The organism is Candidatus Thermodiscus eudorianus, assembly GCA_015521085.1.
GTDB classification, from domain to species: domain Archaea; phylum Thermoproteota; class Thermoprotei_A; order Sulfolobales; family Acidilobaceae; genus Thermodiscus; species Thermodiscus eudorianus.
Window position 1 is genome coordinate 236,094 of record WAOW01000005.1, and the last position, 16,460, is coordinate 252,553.

Annotated in this window: 23 protein-coding genes; 14 read left to right on the forward strand and 9 right to left on the reverse strand. The window is 53.1% G+C overall.

Going from position 1 to position 16,460, the window contains the following annotated elements; translation table 11 throughout:
* Positions 1–10: 10 nt before the first annotated feature.
* The 4 genes from F7C38_04435 to rnhB are packed head-to-tail and all read right to left on the reverse strand — an operon-like array spanning position 11 to position 3,348.
* On the reverse strand, positions 11–691 hold the full coding sequence (locus tag F7C38_04435; GenBank protein ID MCE4600794.1) for a 16S rRNA methyltransferase: 681 nt from the start codon (positions 689–691) through the stop codon (positions 11–13).
* Complete coding sequence (locus F7C38_04440; GenBank protein MCE4600795.1) at positions 670–1,551, reverse strand: hypothetical protein; 882 nt, start codon at positions 1,549–1,551, stop codon at positions 670–672. Before F7C38_04440 ends, F7C38_04435 begins: the two co-directional genes overlap by 22 nt.
* On the reverse strand, positions 1,541–2,569 hold the full coding sequence (locus tag F7C38_04445) for a tRNA (guanine-N1)-methyltransferase (protein ID MCE4600796.1): 1,029 nt from the start codon (positions 2,567–2,569) through the stop codon (positions 1,541–1,543). The genes F7C38_04440 and F7C38_04445 overlap by 11 nt, the downstream gene beginning before the upstream one ends.
* A 32-nt stretch (positions 2,570–2,601) precedes the next feature.
* Positions 2,602–3,348, reverse strand: a complete 747-nt coding sequence (gene rnhB / locus F7C38_04450) for a ribonuclease HII (GenBank protein MCE4600797.1) — start codon at positions 3,346–3,348, stop codon at positions 2,602–2,604.
* A 125-nt stretch (positions 3,349–3,473) separates the two neighbouring features.
* Here rnhB and glmM point away from each other — a divergent pair, with 125 nt between their 5' ends.
* From glmM to ftsY, 14 genes are all read left to right on the forward strand, one after another.
* Positions 3,474–4,844, forward strand: coding sequence for a phosphoglucosamine mutase (glmM, locus tag F7C38_04455; GenBank protein ID MCE4600798.1), 1,371 nt, complete (start codon positions 3,474–3,476; stop codon positions 4,842–4,844).
* A gap of 8 nt (positions 4,845–4,852) precedes the next feature.
* Entirely contained in the window at positions 4,853–5,248 is a 396-nt protein-coding gene (locus tag F7C38_04460) for a Trm112 family protein (GenBank protein ID MCE4600799.1), read from the forward strand.
* A gap of 68 nt (positions 5,249–5,316) precedes the next feature.
* Entirely contained in the window at positions 5,317–5,814 is a 498-nt protein-coding gene (locus F7C38_04465; GenBank protein MCE4600800.1) for a hypothetical protein, read from the forward strand.
* A 227-nt stretch (positions 5,815–6,041) separates the two neighbouring features.
* Positions 6,042–7,820 (forward strand): ATP-dependent DNA ligase, encoded by a 1,779-nt coding sequence (locus F7C38_04470; GenBank protein ID MCE4600801.1) that lies wholly within the window; start codon positions 6,042–6,044, stop codon positions 7,818–7,820.
* Positions 7,795–8,181 (forward strand): ribonuclease P Rpr2/Rpp21/SNM1 subunit, encoded by a 387-nt coding sequence (locus F7C38_04475; GenBank protein ID MCE4600802.1) that lies wholly within the window; start codon positions 7,795–7,797, stop codon positions 8,179–8,181. Before F7C38_04470 ends, F7C38_04475 begins: the two co-directional genes overlap by 26 nt.
* A complete protein-coding gene (locus tag F7C38_04480) occupies positions 8,135–8,407 on the forward strand; it encodes a YhbY family RNA-binding protein (GenBank protein ID MCE4600803.1) in 273 nt (90 codons plus the stop codon). Before F7C38_04475 ends, F7C38_04480 begins: the two co-directional genes overlap by 47 nt.
* A gap of 50 nt (positions 8,408–8,457) precedes the next feature.
* Positions 8,458–8,916: a 30S ribosomal protein S19e gene (locus F7C38_04485; GenBank protein ID MCE4600804.1), complete on the forward strand. Its 459-nt coding sequence runs from the start codon at positions 8,458–8,460 to the stop codon at positions 8,914–8,916.
* A 70-nt stretch (positions 8,917–8,986) separates the two neighbouring features.
* Entirely contained in the window at positions 8,987–9,331 is a 345-nt protein-coding gene (locus tag F7C38_04490; GenBank protein MCE4600805.1) for a DNA-binding protein, read from the forward strand.
* A 10-nt stretch (positions 9,332–9,341) separates the two neighbouring features.
* Positions 9,342–9,497 (forward strand): 50S ribosomal protein L39e, encoded by a 156-nt coding sequence (locus tag F7C38_04495; protein MCE4600806.1) that lies wholly within the window; start codon positions 9,342–9,344, stop codon positions 9,495–9,497.
* 23 nt (positions 9,498–9,520) lie between these two features.
* Positions 9,521–9,865, forward strand: coding sequence for a 50S ribosomal protein L31e (locus F7C38_04500; protein ID MCE4600807.1), 345 nt, complete (start codon positions 9,521–9,523; stop codon positions 9,863–9,865).
* 62 nt (positions 9,866–9,927) lie between these two features.
* A complete protein-coding gene (locus F7C38_04505; protein ID MCE4600808.1) occupies positions 9,928–10,623 on the forward strand; it encodes a translation initiation factor IF-6 in 696 nt (231 codons plus the stop codon).
* A gap of 2 nt (positions 10,624–10,625) precedes the next feature.
* Complete coding sequence (locus F7C38_04510; protein ID MCE4600809.1) at positions 10,626–10,889, forward strand: 50S ribosomal protein L18a; 264 nt, start codon at positions 10,626–10,628, stop codon at positions 10,887–10,889.
* The gene (gene pfdA, locus F7C38_04515; GenBank protein ID MCE4600810.1) at positions 10,889–11,341 is read left to right on the forward strand and encodes a prefoldin subunit alpha; all 453 of its coding nucleotides are present in this window, start codon (positions 10,889–10,891) and stop codon (positions 11,339–11,341) included. Before F7C38_04510 ends, pfdA begins: the two co-directional genes overlap by 1 nt.
* Before the next feature lie 84 nt (positions 11,342–11,425).
* The gene (ftsY, locus tag F7C38_04520) at positions 11,426–12,352 is read left to right on the forward strand and encodes a signal recognition particle-docking protein FtsY (GenBank protein ID MCE4600811.1); all 927 of its coding nucleotides are present in this window, start codon (positions 11,426–11,428) and stop codon (positions 12,350–12,352) included.
* Here the strand turns inward: ftsY and F7C38_04525 are convergent.
* The 5 genes from F7C38_04525 to F7C38_04545 all read right to left on the reverse strand — a co-directional run bounded on the left by F7C38_04525 (position 12,349) and on the right by F7C38_04545 (position 16,426).
* On the reverse strand, positions 12,349–13,212 hold the full coding sequence (locus tag F7C38_04525) for a CBS domain-containing protein (GenBank protein MCE4600812.1): 864 nt from the start codon (positions 13,210–13,212) through the stop codon (positions 12,349–12,351). The two genes, ftsY and F7C38_04525, sit on opposite strands and share 4 nt — an antisense overlap.
* A 6-nt stretch (positions 13,213–13,218) precedes the next feature.
* Positions 13,219–14,241 (reverse strand): CBS domain-containing protein, encoded by a 1,023-nt coding sequence (locus F7C38_04530; GenBank protein ID MCE4600813.1) that lies wholly within the window; start codon positions 14,239–14,241, stop codon positions 13,219–13,221.
* A gap of 2 nt (positions 14,242–14,243) precedes the next feature.
* Positions 14,244–15,071: a CBS domain-containing protein gene (locus tag F7C38_04535; protein ID MCE4600814.1), complete on the reverse strand. Its 828-nt coding sequence runs from the start codon at positions 15,069–15,071 to the stop codon at positions 14,244–14,246.
* A gap of 136 nt (positions 15,072–15,207) precedes the next feature.
* The gene (locus F7C38_04540; GenBank protein MCE4600815.1) at positions 15,208–15,960 is read right to left on the reverse strand and encodes a hypothetical protein; all 753 of its coding nucleotides are present in this window, start codon (positions 15,958–15,960) and stop codon (positions 15,208–15,210) included.
* Positions 15,911–16,426 (reverse strand): DUF447 family protein, encoded by a 516-nt coding sequence (locus tag F7C38_04545; protein MCE4600816.1) that lies wholly within the window; start codon positions 16,424–16,426, stop codon positions 15,911–15,913. The genes F7C38_04540 and F7C38_04545 overlap by 50 nt, the downstream gene beginning before the upstream one ends.
* Positions 16,427–16,460 lie beyond the last annotated feature (34 nt).

The window sequence follows — 16,460 nt, forward strand, 5'->3', positions numbered from 1 at the left end:
CCAGCACCCCCTACAAATAACCCAGAAGCCTCTCGGCCGCACAGACAAGACGGGACGCCACGCTCCAAGCCTTCAATCCAAAACCAGACATTATCCTATACCTCTCAGCAGACTTCCTAAGAGTAGACCTCTTAAAGTCCCCCCTAGCAAAGGCTCCTATGCCGAGGGGCATGCCCGTATAGAGACTCCTAGCAACAATCCACTCGGGACTCCTATCCTCGCCATGCTCCCAGAGAAGTAGGAGTTTACCGTGTTCTTCTACAAAATCTCCCAGTCTCTCGTGTGTCATATAGATGAGGGCGTCGCCCTCCAGGGGGACCCTCCCATACTCCAGCAACTGGGCCATTAGACCGCGGAATCGCTCATAGCTCTTGGGAATCCTGGTACTAGTTTCAACACGGAAAATCCTCCCGTCATACACGTGTACATATACTTCGAGCAAGCCATCCCTCGCTAAGGGCGAGTCTAGGAGGGACAGTAGGGTCACGTGGACTATATCGGGCCTGCCACGTTTCCACTTCTGAGGGAGCGCAGCCATTGCATTGTAGTGCAGACTCTTCTCCAGCAACATGTCTCCAGGCCTAACACCATACCGGCGCGCACTCCTAACCACCTGAGGATGGCTCCACAGCTCGCGAGGGACCCTCTCAAGGGCAGCCTCCAAAAGAATTACCCGGAGGATTCCCTCCATAACCCCCTCCTCCTAGCCTCAAGCTGATTGACAGGCCTACCCATGAACTCCGCCCCGGTTACCAGTCTCACTCCAACACCCTTAGCGGCGTCATAGTGCTCAGCTATCTTGTCAGAATAGTTTATATCGCGTAGCAGGTGGTGATCTACAACCACCACTCGCGGCTGGAGGAGTGTTATGACCCTCTTCAACCCCGCAAGCCCGGCTTCAACGGCCTTGACTGGGACCTTGAAACCCGCGAAATACGTTGGGGGACCCCCGACGATCACGATATCCGGTCTAGGCCTGCTCCACCCTTCAAGGACCCTTAGAGCCTCGGGGTCCGCTGGCCCCTGGACGTCGCTAGTAAATATAACTGCCCCCTCCTCCGACAATATCCTAACCATCACCAGCCTCCCCACACGGGTGCCTGGCTCCCCGTGCCATACAGGGGGCGAGAACTCTATCCTGACACCCTCAAACTCTAGGAACCGGCCATCGGCTATCCTGACATCGGCTAGCTCCTCGACGCCCAGCTTCTTCAAGAAAACATAGCTCCTGATCGCCTGGCTCCTGTTAATATTCCTCCTAGGATCCTTCACAGCTAGGATCTTACCCCTATAGAGATCCGGTTCATCCCTCATATAATGATCATAGTGATAATGTGTAATCGTTACAACATGGCTCTCACGGATCCACCTCCTAGCCTCATCCAAGGCCCTTTCAAGCGTCTTCCACTCCATCTCATGAGGCGGCAAGCCATAGCGTCTAGGAGCAATACTCGCACCAAGGTCCAGGCCGATCACTACGCCAGATACCTCAACTACTGTAGCTAGACTCCTAACCCCCATACTATCAGCCGCTATAATCCTAACCCTCACACTCCCACCCGACCTCGACTCCGGATCTCCTGGCCATGTCCAGGTAATCCCTGCAAGATACCGGTAGCCACCGGCTCAGCATTTCATAGTGATCCCTATCTAGAGCCAGTCTCCCACCCTTGGAGGCTCTAAGTATCTCCACCTGGAGCCTCCTCAGCACGTCCCTTCTCGTCATAGACGATATAATAGCCTTCTCAAGAGTCATCCCTTCGAAACGCACCTTAAATACGATCTCGGCTATTCTGTTGATCCTATCGGGGACTCCTACAAGGGAGCCTCTCAGCTCTATCCTCCTAGGCTTACCCCACGGGACAGCCGTGTCTAGGAACCTACTAACACCTGGCCTAGGTATCTTATCAACGATTCCCCCCACCAGGAAGGCATCAGCATCCCTTATGTCATCCTCGCTAAGCACCTTCTCAGCGTCTGGCCTCAATATTACCACTTTATCAGCATTCATATTCCAGAGGACTCTTCCAGGCCTCTCACCCCTAACCTGTATCTTGGATTTACCCACAGAAGGATAGAGCCACTCCCAGGCGTTCTCGGGGGCACTAGTTAGTATCAAGTGTGGATCCCATAGAAACCTCCTCACGACGGTTAGCGTCATGGCGAGTTGTATCTTGAGGGATGCGCGTTCCTCATCGCTATGCTGGCTTAGCCTGCTTAAGTCCACGACGAAGGCTGGAAGAGGATTAGCCGGAAGCGCCTCTCTCAGCGTCCTCCAAGAAAGAAGTCTTCTAAGGCAATTCCTCAACCCCACAACATACCTACAGGACCCGCCCTTCCCGGGAACCGCTACCGCTACGCCGCGTCCCTCCCAGATAACCCGACAGGGAACGGGCTCCCTTGATGCACAGATGTCTAGTTCCTCGACAAGCATCTCAACCGCCAGCTCCTGCAAGCCCAGCTCCGCAAGCCTCCTCCTATTAACAGGCCTAAGAACAGCGACCCTATCAACCCCGAGATCCACCAACAGGGCCGCCAGTGCATCACCCGGCCGTAGCAATGCAGTCACGATGTCATCGCCTTGCGAGGCATGCCTCCACTCTAGAGGAAGTCATCTAGAGTTATACGGTGTTCTCCTCCCTTCTTCTTCCTCACCCTAAACCCGGTACCCTCCAAGGTGCCCCATGAATATCTGATGATCGGTGGTTTCTCACCCCTTCCTACAACGTCCATTACCCAGTCAATAGTCCTTGGATCACTGGGATAACCGCTCCCCCTCACCCCATAGAGGCTCGATAGAACCCGTATTCTAGCGTCTCTAACATGCTTGGCCACTATACTTGCCGCCGACACCTCTATGTACTTGGAGTCGGCCTTCTCCTCGACTATAATAGGCCCCCTATAGCCTAGCTTTCTGAGAAGTATCTTCAACTTGACTACCCTGCCATACCTATCCACCGTAACCCGAGATATGGCTGCCGGGTTGACTCGCACGAGTAGTAGCTTGAAGGCATTGTATATGGCTTCCTCGGTGAGCTTCGTCAGGTTATACGTGTCTATGTCACGGGGCTTGACCGGGTATACAGAGAATGCTAGGCAATCCAGCCTTGAGAGCTCCTTATAGATAGAGGCGCGAGTGGAAGGGGAGAGATCCTTGCTATCACGTACTCCCAGGGCATGCAGTGTCTCGACGCAGTCGGACCTGACAGCGGCTACCGCGACAATCATCTCCCCAACTAAGCTTCCACGGCCAGCCTCGTCGGCGCCGACTAGCCACGTATCCATGGTAGAGGGTCCCTCGTCATAGATGCCGTGCAAGCGGAAGATTATTAACTGGTCCAGTGTCAAAGGCTAGCGCCATAAACGAGTAGCTTAGGGCAACAGGGCTCCCGAGGTCTTATAGGAGATCCTGGGAGTTTTATTTAACGGGATGACAGGCTAGGGATACCTGGCCGTATCGAGGGAGAGCATCTATGGGCAGATTATTCGGGACCGACGGGGTGCGCGGCGTCGTTGGCGTTCAGCTTACCCCAGAGCTGGCGCTGAGGCTTGGCAGAGCCATTGGAGCCTTCCTCGGCAAGGGATCGAGGATACTTGTTGGCAGAGATGTGCGGGCTGGTGGGTCGATGATTAAATCCGCTGTCGTGGCTGGATTGCTTTCAGAGGGAGTCAAGGTTTATGATGCCAACTACATTCCTACCCCAGGCCTGCAGTATAATGTTAAGGAGGGTCCCTATGATGGGGGCGTCATGATAACTGCCAGCCACAATCCACCGGAGTACAACGGTATCAAGGTGATAGCTGGCGATGGAATCGAGGTGTCTAGGGAGGACGAGGAAGTTATCGAGGAATACTATTTCAAGGGGACGGGATCAGCCCTAGAGTGGCGTTCCTACGTGCATGACCCGATAGTACTCCACGACGCTATAGACTTGTACGTCAATGGAATCCTGGGCAACCTAGAAAGGCTCCCCCCACTAGAGTCTAAGCACAAGGTCCTGGTGGACTGCGCAAACAGCGTGGGGTCGCTTGTAACTCCACGTGTGCTACGGGAGATAGGGGTCCAGGTCAGGACCATAAACTGCAACCTAGACCCACTCTTCCCCGGTAGAGAGCCAGAACCAACGCCTGAAACCCTAAAGGAGGCTGCAGAGATGGTTGTAAGAACAGGGGCATCGCTCGGAGTAGGTCATGACGGTGATGCTGACAGGGCCATCATAATAGATGATACAGGAAACGTCGTCTGGGGAGACAGGACTGGCGCGCTACTGTCCGGGTACGTCTCGGAGCGCTGGAAAGGGCTTCCACGCAGAGTGTACACCGGTGTATCCAGCAGCATAGCCGTAGAGGACTACCTCAAGCCGCTAGGCATAGAAGTTGTGTGGACCCCGGTGGGTAGCGTAGTCATCTCCCGGATGATACAGCGGGATGGAGGAGCGATCTCTGGCTTCGAGGAGAACGGGGGATATATGCATGTGCCACACCAAACGGTCAGGGATGGGGCCATGAAGGCGGCTCTACTAGTACACATGGTCGACGAGGAGGGACCCCTTTCAAGCCTACTAAAGGCCCTCCCCCAGTACTACCCGGTCAAAACAAAGCTACCCGCCACACGCGAACAAGCCGCCTGCGCCGTTGAAGCGGTCAAGGAGCACTACTCTAATCTACGCCAAGTAACCATTGACGGTGTAAAGGTTTTCGGCGACGGCTACTGGGTCCTAGTAAGGCCCAGCGGCACCGAACCAGTCGTGAGAATAATGCTAGAAGCCAGGGATCCGTCGAAAACCGACGAGTTATTGAGGGAGGTAAAGTCCCTGTTAAAGGATAAATGCGGTATCGGGTGAATGCCGTATTGAAGTACTTCGTCATGGATCTACTCGCTTGCCCTGTCTGCAAAAGCACTAACCTAAAACTACACGTTATCGAGGAGGAGGAAGAGGACACGGGGCTAGATCCCGGCAAGGTCAAATGCAGGAATTACTGCCACTACCTCGGCAAGCCGGCCAGCGAGGTATCCATAGATGAGTGTAGGGTGTGTGTCAAGAAGAGGATAAAGACTGGCGTGATAGTCTGCCTCGACTGTGGAAGATGGTATCCGGTAATCGAGACCATAGCCGTTATGCTGGATGATGAATACAGGGATGAGAAGATAGACAAGAGATTCGTCAGGGAGTATCTGGATAGGATTCCCGAGGAAGTAAAGGGCCTCATGAAGATTCCAGACTTGAACAAGCTACGAGGCCAGTGATAACCGTGTAATACCGGGCGGGCCACAAGATCACCCTCCCCCGGCAAATACACAGACGGGGTTAGCCGTTGAGCTACAGCGAGAAAGAACAACTGGCCAGTAGGGAAGAGGTATTATCGTGGATTAAACACAGGATAGAGGAGTTGGAGAACGAGTTAAAGATGTTGAAGAGCATCCTATACCACTATGAGGAGGGAACCCCTGGGAGGCTATCTATCGACGAGAAGGTTGAGGAGGTAAAGGTTGGTAGGAGGAGGATAGCCAGGCTCTACATCGGAGACAGCTATGTGAGGATTGTTCCCGAGTTCGAGATGGTCTTGATCGGCGACATGAAGGAGTACCTGGATGAGATCATAGACGAGATCAGGGAAAAACAGATCAAAGAGGGCGTAGAGGAGCAGGACCAGGCCAAACTCACTATCAGGGAGAGAACGAACGGTAGTATAAAAGAGATAATTATTTCAAATATAGAGGGTATTGCTGAAGTGATTAAAGCCAAAGCCGCGCTCAAATACGTCGCAGAGCTAGCATGGGAGATTTACAAGGCCAAGGAAAAAAGCGAGTAACGCCAAGAGGGGGCTCGGGCCCAAAAGGATCCGCATCCGGCGTCCGCCTACGGGCTTGCCGGGTATCCTCATCGCCACTACCACCTTAAACACGATGGACGCTAATAACCAGCTTGCATCCCAGAGCTCAGTTCCTAGCCTTATAGCTTCTCGCCGAGAGATAATAATGAGGGGTGTCGTCGTTGGGCGATCTAGAGTTTGAGATTGTAGCAGAGACGTTCGACTCCATGGAGAGGATAACGGCTCGAACACAGCTAACGCTACTCCTTGTCAGGCTCTTCAAGAAAACCCCGCCCGAGGTCATAGACAAGATAGTCTATATAATACAAGGAAAGCTGGGGCCGGAGTGGAAGGACATACCGGAGCTAGGTGTCGGAGAGAAGCTACTCATAAAAGCCATCGCACTAGCATACAAGGTCCCCGAGGACAAGGTCGATAGGCTGTACAAAGAGCTGGGAGACCTAGGCAAAGTCGCCGAGAGGCTGTGCAGGGAACACAAGTCACGTGCAGGAAAGACGGCCCGGGGCTTGTTAGCGTTCATGGGTGAAGAGCCTGAATCCAGGCTCACGGTTTCAAGGGTATACAACAGCCTAATGAAGATAGCCTACGCGCAAGGAGAGGGTAGCAGGGACCTCAAGCTCAGGATCCTAGCCGGTTTACTGGCTGATGCAAGCCCCCTAGAGGCACGGTACATAGTGAGGTTCGTCGAGGGCCGTCTAAGGGTCGGCATAGGCGACGCCACTGTACTAGACGCGCTAGCAACAGCGTTTGGCGGAGGAGCCTTTGCAAGGGAGGTTATCGAGAGAGCCTATAACCTTAGAGCAGACCTGGGCCTAATAGCCAGGCTCCTCGTGGAGAAGGGCTTAGACTCGCTCAAGGAGATCAAACCGGCGGTCGGCACGCCGATCAGACCGATGCTAGCCGAGAGGGGGAGGGACCCCTCTGAGATACTGAGGAAGGTCGGTGGCAGGGCACTTGTAGAATACAAGTATGACGGGGAGAGGGGGCAGATACACAAGAAAGGCGACACGGTATACATATTCTCTAGGCGCCTGGAGAATATAACCTCAATGTATCCAGACGTAGTTGAGATGGTCAAGAGTAGTGTAAAAGCCCATGAGGCCATAGTAGAGGGGGAGATAGTAGCGATCGACCCGGAGACGCTGGAGTTGAAGCCATTCCAGGAGCTCATGCAGAGGAAGAGGAAACACGACATACACAAGATCATGAAGGAAGTCCCCGTCGCGGTATTCCTATTCGATATGCTGTTAAAGGACGGAGAGGACCTCACGGTCAAGCCACTACCAGTTAGGAGGAGGAATCTGGAGGGGTCGATAAACGAGTCAGACACCTTCTCTCTGGCCAAGGCGATTGTAACAAGCGATCCCGAGGAACTGTGGAACTTCTTCCTACAGGCAATAGAGGACGGCGCCGAGGGTGTAATGGTCAAGGCACTACACGACCAGAGCATTTACAGGGCTGGCATCAGGGGATGGCTCTGGGTCAAGCTCAAGAAAGACTACAAGAGCGAGATGACCGATACAGTAGACCTGGTGGTAGTCGGTGCGTTCTATGGCAGAGGCAAGAGGGGTGGAAAGCTGAGTAGCCTACTCATGGCAGCGTATAATCCGGAGACAGATACTTTCAGGACTGTATGTAAAGTCGCTACTGGATTCACTGACGAGGAGTTAGAGAAGATGCAGGATATGCTCAAGCCCCTGATAATTCCGCATAAGCATCCACGAGTGGACTCCAGGGCCAAACCCGATGTGTGGATCGAGCCAAAGATAGTGGCGGAGATCCTGGGGGCGGAGCTGACACTCTCGCCTATGCACACCTGTTGCCTGGGCGCAGTCAAACCTGGAGTAGGTATATCGATCAGGTTCCCGAGGTTCATTAGGTGGCGGCCGGATAAAGCTCCCGAGGATGCAACGACTGAGGAGGAGCTCTTCGAGATGTATAAGAGGCAGTTGAGGAGGATTGAAGAGGAGCCGGCGAAGGTCTAGGGCGGTCCTAAAGGACCTTGTCGTCCAGAGGATAGAGATACTATACGAGATAGCGGTCCAGAAGGCCAAGGAGGGGGACTGGGACTATGCTGCAAGGCTCGGATCACTGATAAAAGAAATGTCGACGACAACAAGGGTGAGACCCCCCAGATGGATCAAGAAGGCTTTATGCAAGAGATGTAACCTCCCACTTATACCAGGGGTAACAGCGTCGCTACGGTTGAGAAGCCAAGGCAGGTTCTCATATATAGTAATAAGGTGTGCTAGATGCGGTTGGATTCACAGGAGGCCCTACAAGAAGGGAGGTCAACGAAATGCCCCCGAGGAGCGCGAGGAGAGCAAGAGCGGCGCATCACGATAGCCCGCATGTAATCATAGGGAAGAAGGGCTTCACGAAAGAAGTCCTGAAGGAGATCGATAACAGGCTCGACAAGCAAGAGGTAGTGAAAGTCAAGATGCTGAGAACAGCGGTGGGAACGGGTAGAGAGCGTAGGCTGGCTGCAGAGAGGGTAGCTCAGAGCCTGGGCGCACGGCTTATGGGTGTGAGGGGCCGTACATTCGTACTCTACAGGCCCAGGAAGAAATAGTGTTTTTAATTCCCGTGGACAGCGTAGCCGATGGATGGGTGTAAGAGGCCGTGGTCAATGCAATGGAGGTTCCAGCGGACCTGCTAGTCAAGAGAGTCGCAGAGAAGCTCAAGAAATACGAGCAGGTCAAACCGCCCGTATGGGCCTTCTTCGCTAAAACAGGAGTCCACAAGGAGAAGCCCCCCGAGGACCCGGACTGGTGGTATATGAGAGCGGCCTCCATGCTCCGGAAAATGTACAAGAGCGGGGAGCCCATAGGGATAGAAACGTTCAGAACCATTTACGGTGGTAGACAAGACAGGGGCTCGGCGCCGGAGCACTTCAAGAAAGCCTCGGGTAGCGTTGTAAGGAAGCTGCTCCAGCAGCTGGAGGATGCGGGGCTTGTAGCTAAGATCCCCGGGAAGGGGAGAGTCCTCACCCCGGCCGGGAGGAGTCTACTAGATAAAACAGCCAAGGAGATCCTAGAGGATCTAGTCAAGGAGAGGAAGGACCTAGAGATATACCTCTAAGGGGCCCCGGCATTCTACTCCAATATAAAAACCGTTCCCGAGGACTACCTCTACCCGGGGGTGCTACTGCTTGAGCGTAGATGATAGGGAGTTGGAGGAGATAAGGCGGAGAAAGCTAATGGAGCTACAGAGGGAGCTGGAAGAGGAGAAGAAGAGGAAGGCCCTTGAGGCTGAACTTAGGGCTAGAAAGGAGGCGTTGCTACGCAGGATACTGACTGATTCCGCCCGGGAGAGGCTTGCTAACATAAGGCTTGTAAAACCAGAGCTAGCCGAGGCGGCAGAGAACCTGATAATACAACTAGTCCAGGCGGGCCAGCTTGTGCCTCCGGTGTCCGACGAGCAGGTAAAGGCTATATTGTTAAGATTAGACTCACAGGCCAGGCGTAGCTTCAAGATACGGTTCGAGCGCAAGTAGGTGGGCCTGGATGGCTAGGAACAAACCCCACGCAAGGAAGCTTAGGCTCGCGAAAGCCGCCAAGAGAAGTAGGGCTTTGCCTGCATGGGTTATAGTAAAGACCATGAGGAGGTTCACTTTCAACCCCGTTAGAAGGCATTGGAGGATGACTAAGCTGAAGAAGTAGCTGGAGGGTAGGTGGTAATAGCCATGGCGGAGGAGAAGGTTCTGTTCAAGGCCGTCTACAATGTTAACCTCTCCCGTGTATACTGGGGTAGGAGGACTAACCGCGCCGACAGGGCTGTAAAACTCGTTAGAGAGTTCGTCAGGAGGCATACAAAGGCGGATAGGGTAGTCATAGCCGACGAGGTCAACAACTATATATGGAGTAGGGGCCGGGAGAAGCCTCCGAGGAGGGTGAGTATTCTAGTCAAGGTCGTTGAGAAGAGTGAAGAGGAGGAAGAGAAGGAAAAAACTAGAGAAGCCCGCGTATACCTCGCATCGCCTAAGCTAAAGCCCGGTAAGATAGTAGCCAAGGAATCCAAATCCAAGTAGCTGTGGACTTAAGGATCCACTAGACCCGATATGGGTATCGAGGATTGGCGGGGCGTTAGAAGGTGCCGTCTACGGGTAAATTCGAGATACAGACTATGACAGTGATGGGTAACTCCAACGTAGGCGTTTACATGTTCGCCACCGACAAGTACGTCCTCGCCCCGGCAGGGCTAGATAAGGAGGATAAGGAGGTCATAACCGAGGTCCTCGGAGTCGAACCTGTCGAAACCACTATAGCCGGGACCAGGCTCATCGGCGTCCTAGCATCGGGCAACGACAAGGGCCTGCTAGTGGCATCCAGCATCTCAGACGAAGAGTTGCGTCTCCTCAAGAGATCCCTTGGCGACGGAGTTATCGTGGAGACATTACCTTCGAGGAATAACGCGGTCGGTAATCTACTCGTCGCCAACTCTAGGGCTGCACTGGTGTATCCCGGGCTTGAGAGGGAGGCCTTAAAGACTATACAGGACGTGCTCGACGTTGAAGTCTTCCAGAGGGCTATCGCTGGCGTTTCAACAGTTGGAAGTATAATAGCATTAAACACTAGAGGCGGCCTCGTCCACCCCGATGCAACCGACGAAGAGATCAAGTTCCTATCCGAGGTATTCGGAGTACCCTTCATAACCGGAACAGTTAATTTTGGCGTTGCATTCGTCAGAACTGGATTGGTGGCGAACTCTCGGGGCGCCATAGTAGGAGAGGAAACCAGCGGACCCGAACTCGCCCGTATACAAATGGCCCTAGGAGGTGGAGAATAGGAATGACGAGTGTGAAGATATACCTGGTTAAGGGGGAGATGCTACTCTCCCACGATAGATTCCCCGAGTGGAGGAAGTTCGAGATATACGTTCGAGCAGTGAGGCCAGAGCACGCCATAGAGAAGATCTATAGCGATCTAGGAGGCAGGCACAAGCTAAAGAGATACCACATCAAGATAAAGGAGGTAAAAGAGGTCGCCCTAGACGAGGTAGACGATCTAAGGATGCTGAGGCTATCAATGCTAACTAAATGGGTGAAAGCCTAATGTCAAAAAAACCAGAGGAGCAGACAGTAATAGACCCAAACGCGCTACTCGTGCAAGCCCAGGAGCTAGCGCAGATCATAGAGAATCTACGGAGCCTTCTGGCAAACCTAGGCGTTAGAAGGGACAGTATAAGCAAGGCCAAGGAGACCATTGAAGCCATCGGCGAGAGCGAGGAGCCTATATTGGCCCCAGCAGATCCCGAGGGTATAGTATTCTATAAAACCCAGCCGGTCGAGAAGGATAAGTTCCTAGTCCATCTAGGCCTCGACGTCTACGCTGCCCTCAGCAGGGAAAAAGCATTGGAATCGTTGGCTAAGAAGGAGGCCGAGATAAGCAAAGAAATATCGATAGTCTCGGAGAGGCTCGAAGAAGCCCGGCGGCAATACGAGGCGATACAATCGATCCTCCAACAGCTAGCCATGAAACAAGCCCAGGCTAGACGACAACAATAGATCGCCCGAGGAGTGCGTCCTCTAGTCTAACCCCTTCCATTAAACGAGGCCACGGGATGAAGTAACCGATCTGGGGGTCGTCTGTTGTTCAATAGATTTAGAGACGCCATAAAGAAGACCGTGTCTAGTCTGAAGGAGAGAGTGGGTGAGAAGCTACAGAGGGAAATCAAGGAGGACGACCTAGACGAGATACTGGATGAGATGATGATGGAGCTCCTAGAGGTCGATGTAGCCTATGAAGTAGCTGAGTCCCTGGCAGAGGCGGTTAAGAGGTCCCTCATAGGACTACGAATAAGTCGAGGCGTGGACTTAGAGGCTCTAGTGAGGAAGACTATAGAGGAGAAGCTCCTGGAGATCCTTGACAAGCCAGTGCCTGATGTTGTAAGAGAGGCTAGATCAAGGGAGCCCGGCGAGAGACCGTTGGTCCTTGTCTTCCTAGGGGTTAACGGGGTGGGCAAGACAACTACAATTGCAAAGATGGCCTACATGCTCAGGCAAGCAGGTGTAACCCCTGTACTGGCAGCTGCGGATACCTTCAGGGCCGGAGCCCAGGAGCAGCTAGCAGTACATGCTGAGAGGCTTGGAGTGCCCCTGGTAAGGGGTAGGTATGGGGCGGATCCAGCTAGCGTCGCTCACGACGCTATAAGCTATTCCCGGGCTAGGGGGTACCGTGTAGTCCTGGTTGATACTGCTGGTAGAATGCATGCTGATTATGATCTAATGGGCGAGTTGAAGAAGATAGTGAGGGTTTCCAAGCCCGACTACAAGGTGCTGGTGGTTGACAGCCTGACGGGTAACGATGCTGTGGAGCAGGCTAGGAGGTTTAATGAGGCTGTTGGGGTCGACTTTGTCATACTCACGAAGACGGATGCAGACGTTAAGGGGGGTACTGCCGTGTCCGTAGCTGGCGTCATAGGAAAGCCCATAGCCTATCTCGGCATTGGCCAGGGCTATGGAGACCTAGTACGGTTTGATGCGAAAAAGTTTGTAAAGGATTTAGTGGGGGCCTAGTATTCCGCGATTACTGATACGAACTCGTGCTTGGTTAATAGTAGTTCTAACCTACCCTCCTCGTCCACTACGGGGAGCGCCCCTATGCCGTTTGCCACCATTATTCTAGCGGCTTCAGCGGCATCGATGTCCTTTGTGGTGGTTATGATGTCCTCGCTCATGAGGTCTCTGGCTAGGGGGACTATGTACTCTCGTAGCGCTACTATCTTGTCCCTACCCATGTAGTCCCTTGACTTCACCTTCCTGTATCGGTCTTTGCCTCGGGCGAGCCTGGATTCCAGGGGTATGCTGGCGAATGCCAGGTCCCTCTTAGTAATTATGCCGATTGGCTTGTTATCGTCGTCGACCACGACGACTTTACCGGCCGGATCGAGTGCTATAAGTCTAGCTACATGAAACACTGCGTGATAGGGATTCGCCACGGCGTAGGGTTCCCGAGCTAGATCGCCCACCAGGAACTTCCCCTTGTAGATGTCTGCAAAAGCCCTAGTGAGGTCGGTCCTAGTTATTATGCCCTTGACAGCTCCATCATCTTCTACGACGGGCAATCCCCCGATCTTATACTTCTTCATCAGTTGAGCGGCATACTTGATGGATTTCCTCGGCGTAACCACCTTGGGGTCTCTGGTCATTACATCAGAGGCCGTGAGCGTGTTGATGGGCCTGCTAGGGTATCGGCTTAGGAGGGCGTTGACTAGGTCGGATACAGTTATTATACCGACCGGCTTATCGTTCTCGTCTGCGACAATTATCCTACCGATACCGTGGCGTAGCATTAGGCGGCGTATGTGAGCTAGGTTCTCCCATGGGCGGACGACTACGACTTCCATGCTCATATATGATGAGATCCTAGGGGGCAAATTGCATCACCATAATATAGCTGTTAACACGTCTCTCTCAGTCACGATACCGATAATGTCGTTATTATCATCAACAACGAGTAGACTACTCGTGTTATACTCCATCATCGAAGCCGCTGCATCGCCAGCATCAACGTTCTCGTTCACAGTATAGAAGCCCGGCGTCATTATCTCGTAGACGGGGATCTTCAATACCTCCTCGATATCGACGCTGGAGAGCTCCTTAAACGCCGTGTGACCGCCGAAGAACCTGACATAGTCTTTCGCGGTGACGATCCCTTTAACCTCGTCTCCGGACTCGCTTACAACGGGTAGCCTCCTGAACCCGAATTTCACCATCTGCCTAGCGGCATCCATCAATGTATCCTCTATGTTTACGGTAACGATACTCCTAGTGGCTATCTGGCCCACCTTTACCCCCAGCTTCTTGCCAGCTATGTGTTTCACAATATCGTGCTCGGTCACAACGCCATATACACTCCCATCCTCGTATACTACTGGTATGATCCCCACGCCGTTCTCTATCATTAACTGTATCACGCTGTCAAGGGCCTCGTCCCTTGTCACGAATATGGGCGTCGGGTTTGCTATCGAGCTAACATACTCGTCTCTCAAGGCAGAGTATATGTTCCTCTTGTGCCTCTCGACAACGATACTATAGTACTCGCCCCCGCCTAGATAATTGACTAGATCCATGGCCGTCAGCAAACCCTTTAGCAACTGTCTAGCGGGATCGGCTACTATGAGTCCTCTAACGTTCTTCTCAGCAATTGTCTCGGCAGCCTCAAGTATGGTGGAGTTAGGCGCTATAGTCACGGGAGGCCGGGAGGCTGTTAAGGCTACCTCCCCCTCCCTGGGCGGAATCCATTGGCGCCAGTTTGGAGTTCCATCAGCCCTCAGCCACCGAATGCCTTCTGGCCTCACAATGATCCTTGTCTGGGGGACTGGCTTCCTCCTGACACGAGCCACAGACACCTTTTTAATAGGGGGTCTCCTCTCCCTCCTGGCTCCACGCACAGGTCTACTCACTTCTAATCCCCTCCCAACATAATCCTAACGATATCCTCGCGATCAACTATACCAGTGAGTCTCCTAGACGATTCCGATTCTACTATAGGTACCCTGCCGAAGCCCTTCTTAATCATTATCTCGGCAGCTTCAAAAACTTTAGACCATGGATAGAGGTAGACGACGCTGGTAGTCATAACCTCGCGAACCCTCGGGCCCTTCTGGGCTCCACTTGAAGACTCCAAATTAACCCTAGCACCAGCGACGAGCAAGTCGTACTGTGTTACAATACCTACAAGCCTTCCTTTCTCATCGACAACTGGGAGTCCGGCATAATCTAGTTCGCGCATCTTCTCCCAGATACTCATTACAAAATCGTCAGCGCTAGCAGTCTCCAAGTCCTCCCGTGTCATGACTTCCTCAACACTCAAATTCTCCAAGGTGTCTGGATCCTCGTCCACCATGCTCTTTACCACGTGTTCTAGTCCGATATGGCCGACCAACCTCTCATTGTCTACGATTGGCGCATACCACTCGTCAGCCTTCAACATCAGCTCCACGCTATCAACGACTTTATCGCTCGGGCCTAGGATAACGGGAGGGTCCTCCATAACAGTCTCGACAATCGCATTACTCTTAGCACTCGTTATAGCCAGTATATCGGCACGCGTTATTCTACCCAAGAGCCTCCCAGTCCGCTCCTCTAGCACGTATGCGACCCGCGCCCTTGTAGATCGGAAGAGTGCCCGCGCCCTAGTCAGGGGATCCCTCGGATGGACCGTCACGGGAGAGGCGTCCATAAGCTCGACTACAAGCTTCTTCCGGGTTCCGGGGAAAAGATCTCTTGTCACGGGGATGCGCCCCACCAAGTATAACTATGTTGGCAGGATGTTTATAAGGTTATATTCATAGTTTTTCCATTAACCTCAATATGGACTCAACCCGAATTCCCAATCAACCCTCCAGCGAACACGCCTCAAGGACACCCTACCGTATTAGAAGGACGCCGGGCGTACCCCTAGAAGGCCGAAGGATCCTGTAACCTAGTAGCCTCGAAGCACGCCATATGATCTCCCTAGCGATGTGAAGCTTCTCCTCTTTAGCTCTAGCACTACATAAAGCCTTGCCCACGCACCTAGCGTGGTTAAAATCGAACCCCAATAGAGCGATTGCACCAGCGTCCATATACATTGAGAAGACGGCTAGTCTATCGCCGTCCGTGAACCCTCCGATACCGAGCACTGGCCAAAGGCAAGCAACTTGGCTTGTGAATACAATCCCCTCGTCTCGGAGAACCCGGTCAAGTACTCCATTATTAGACAACAGCATCGTGTTATCGCCGTGAACGTGTACAAGCCAATACATTGAAGCATCCCTAGGATGGATACTGGCCTTATCCAACGAGTCTAAATCGCCTGTCAGGACGTCGACCCCGTATGGTAGACTCGTTACTTGCTCAACCCCGATAACCACATCGCAATCGTTAAGGCCATCGCCCTCGAAGAGGGGGCCTAAAACGCACACCCTCCTACCCGGTATATTTGATACCGCCCATTGGAGAAAGCCGCATGTGCTGGATGGCACCGCGTAGCGGGCCGCCAGCTCGGCTGCCTCGATCTCCCTCCTGCGCGGTAACCTAAGTCTCTTCTCAGCGATGTCAATGTATAATCCCCTTGCTGGTGCGAGCTTTCTACAGACCCCCTCGTATAACTTGCAGTAGTCTCCTCGCAACGTTATCAATGTTGCCACCGCCAGGGATGGATCGCTCTATACAGCGTAGCAAGTAGTCTAGCACGCCCCAGTCCGGTTCTATGACGTGGGCCCTCACCCTGCTATAAATTATGAGGAGCTCTACCAGGCATCCATAGCCCCTATTGTAGCCCCTCCAGGGAGCGATACTAATGGGCCTCAGCCTATCGCATTCGTAGAGGACGTACTCGGGGGCTTCTCCAACCCGAACAGGACTACAGGTAAACACACTACCCAGTCCGGCTAAAGCATCCAGGTCACGGAGCTCCTTCCTACGCTCTAAGCTATGCATGATGCTCTCGTAAAACACGAGGGGGTCGATGGGTGCTAGGAGGAGGAGGCAGCCCCCCACGTTCTTCTCTTCTCCACTCATTGGGTCCTTGTATATCTTGAAGAAGTAGGGTCCCTCCCCTAGAATACCTAGGGGCATTGAGTAGCTGGCGTCACAAGACACCATAACAAACTCCCTGTACATCCACGCTTGGGTCATG

Bases quoted from the DNA above. Each gene is read 5' to 3' on its own strand.
- glmM (MCE4600798.1), top strand. From the start codon at position 3,474: ATGGGCAGATTATTCGGGACCGACGGGGTGCGCGGCGTCGTTGGCGTT.
- pfdA (MCE4600810.1), top strand. From the start codon at position 10,889: ATGTCAAAAAAACCAGAGGAGCAGACAGTAATAGACCCAAACGCGCTA.
- F7C38_04500 (MCE4600807.1), top strand. From the start codon at position 9,521: ATGGCGGAGGAGAAGGTTCTGTTCAAGGCCGTCTACAATGTTAACCTC.
- F7C38_04480 (MCE4600803.1), top strand. From the start codon at position 8,135: ATGCCCCCGAGGAGCGCGAGGAGAGCAAGAGCGGCGCATCACGATAGC.
- F7C38_04510 (MCE4600809.1), top strand. From the start codon at position 10,626: ATGACGAGTGTGAAGATATACCTGGTTAAGGGGGAGATGCTACTCTCC.
- F7C38_04545 (MCE4600816.1), bottom strand. From the start codon at position 16,426: ATGGTGTCTTGTGACGCCAGCTACTCAATGCCCCTAGGTATTCTAGGG.
- F7C38_04495 (MCE4600806.1), top strand. From the start codon at position 9,342: ATGGCTAGGAACAAACCCCACGCAAGGAAGCTTAGGCTCGCGAAAGCC.
- F7C38_04470 (MCE4600801.1), top strand. From the start codon at position 6,042: ATGGAGAGGATAACGGCTCGAACACAGCTAACGCTACTCCTTGTCAGG.
- F7C38_04435 (MCE4600794.1), bottom strand. From the start codon at position 691: ATGGAGGGAATCCTCCGGGTAATTCTTTTGGAGGCTGCCCTTGAGAGG.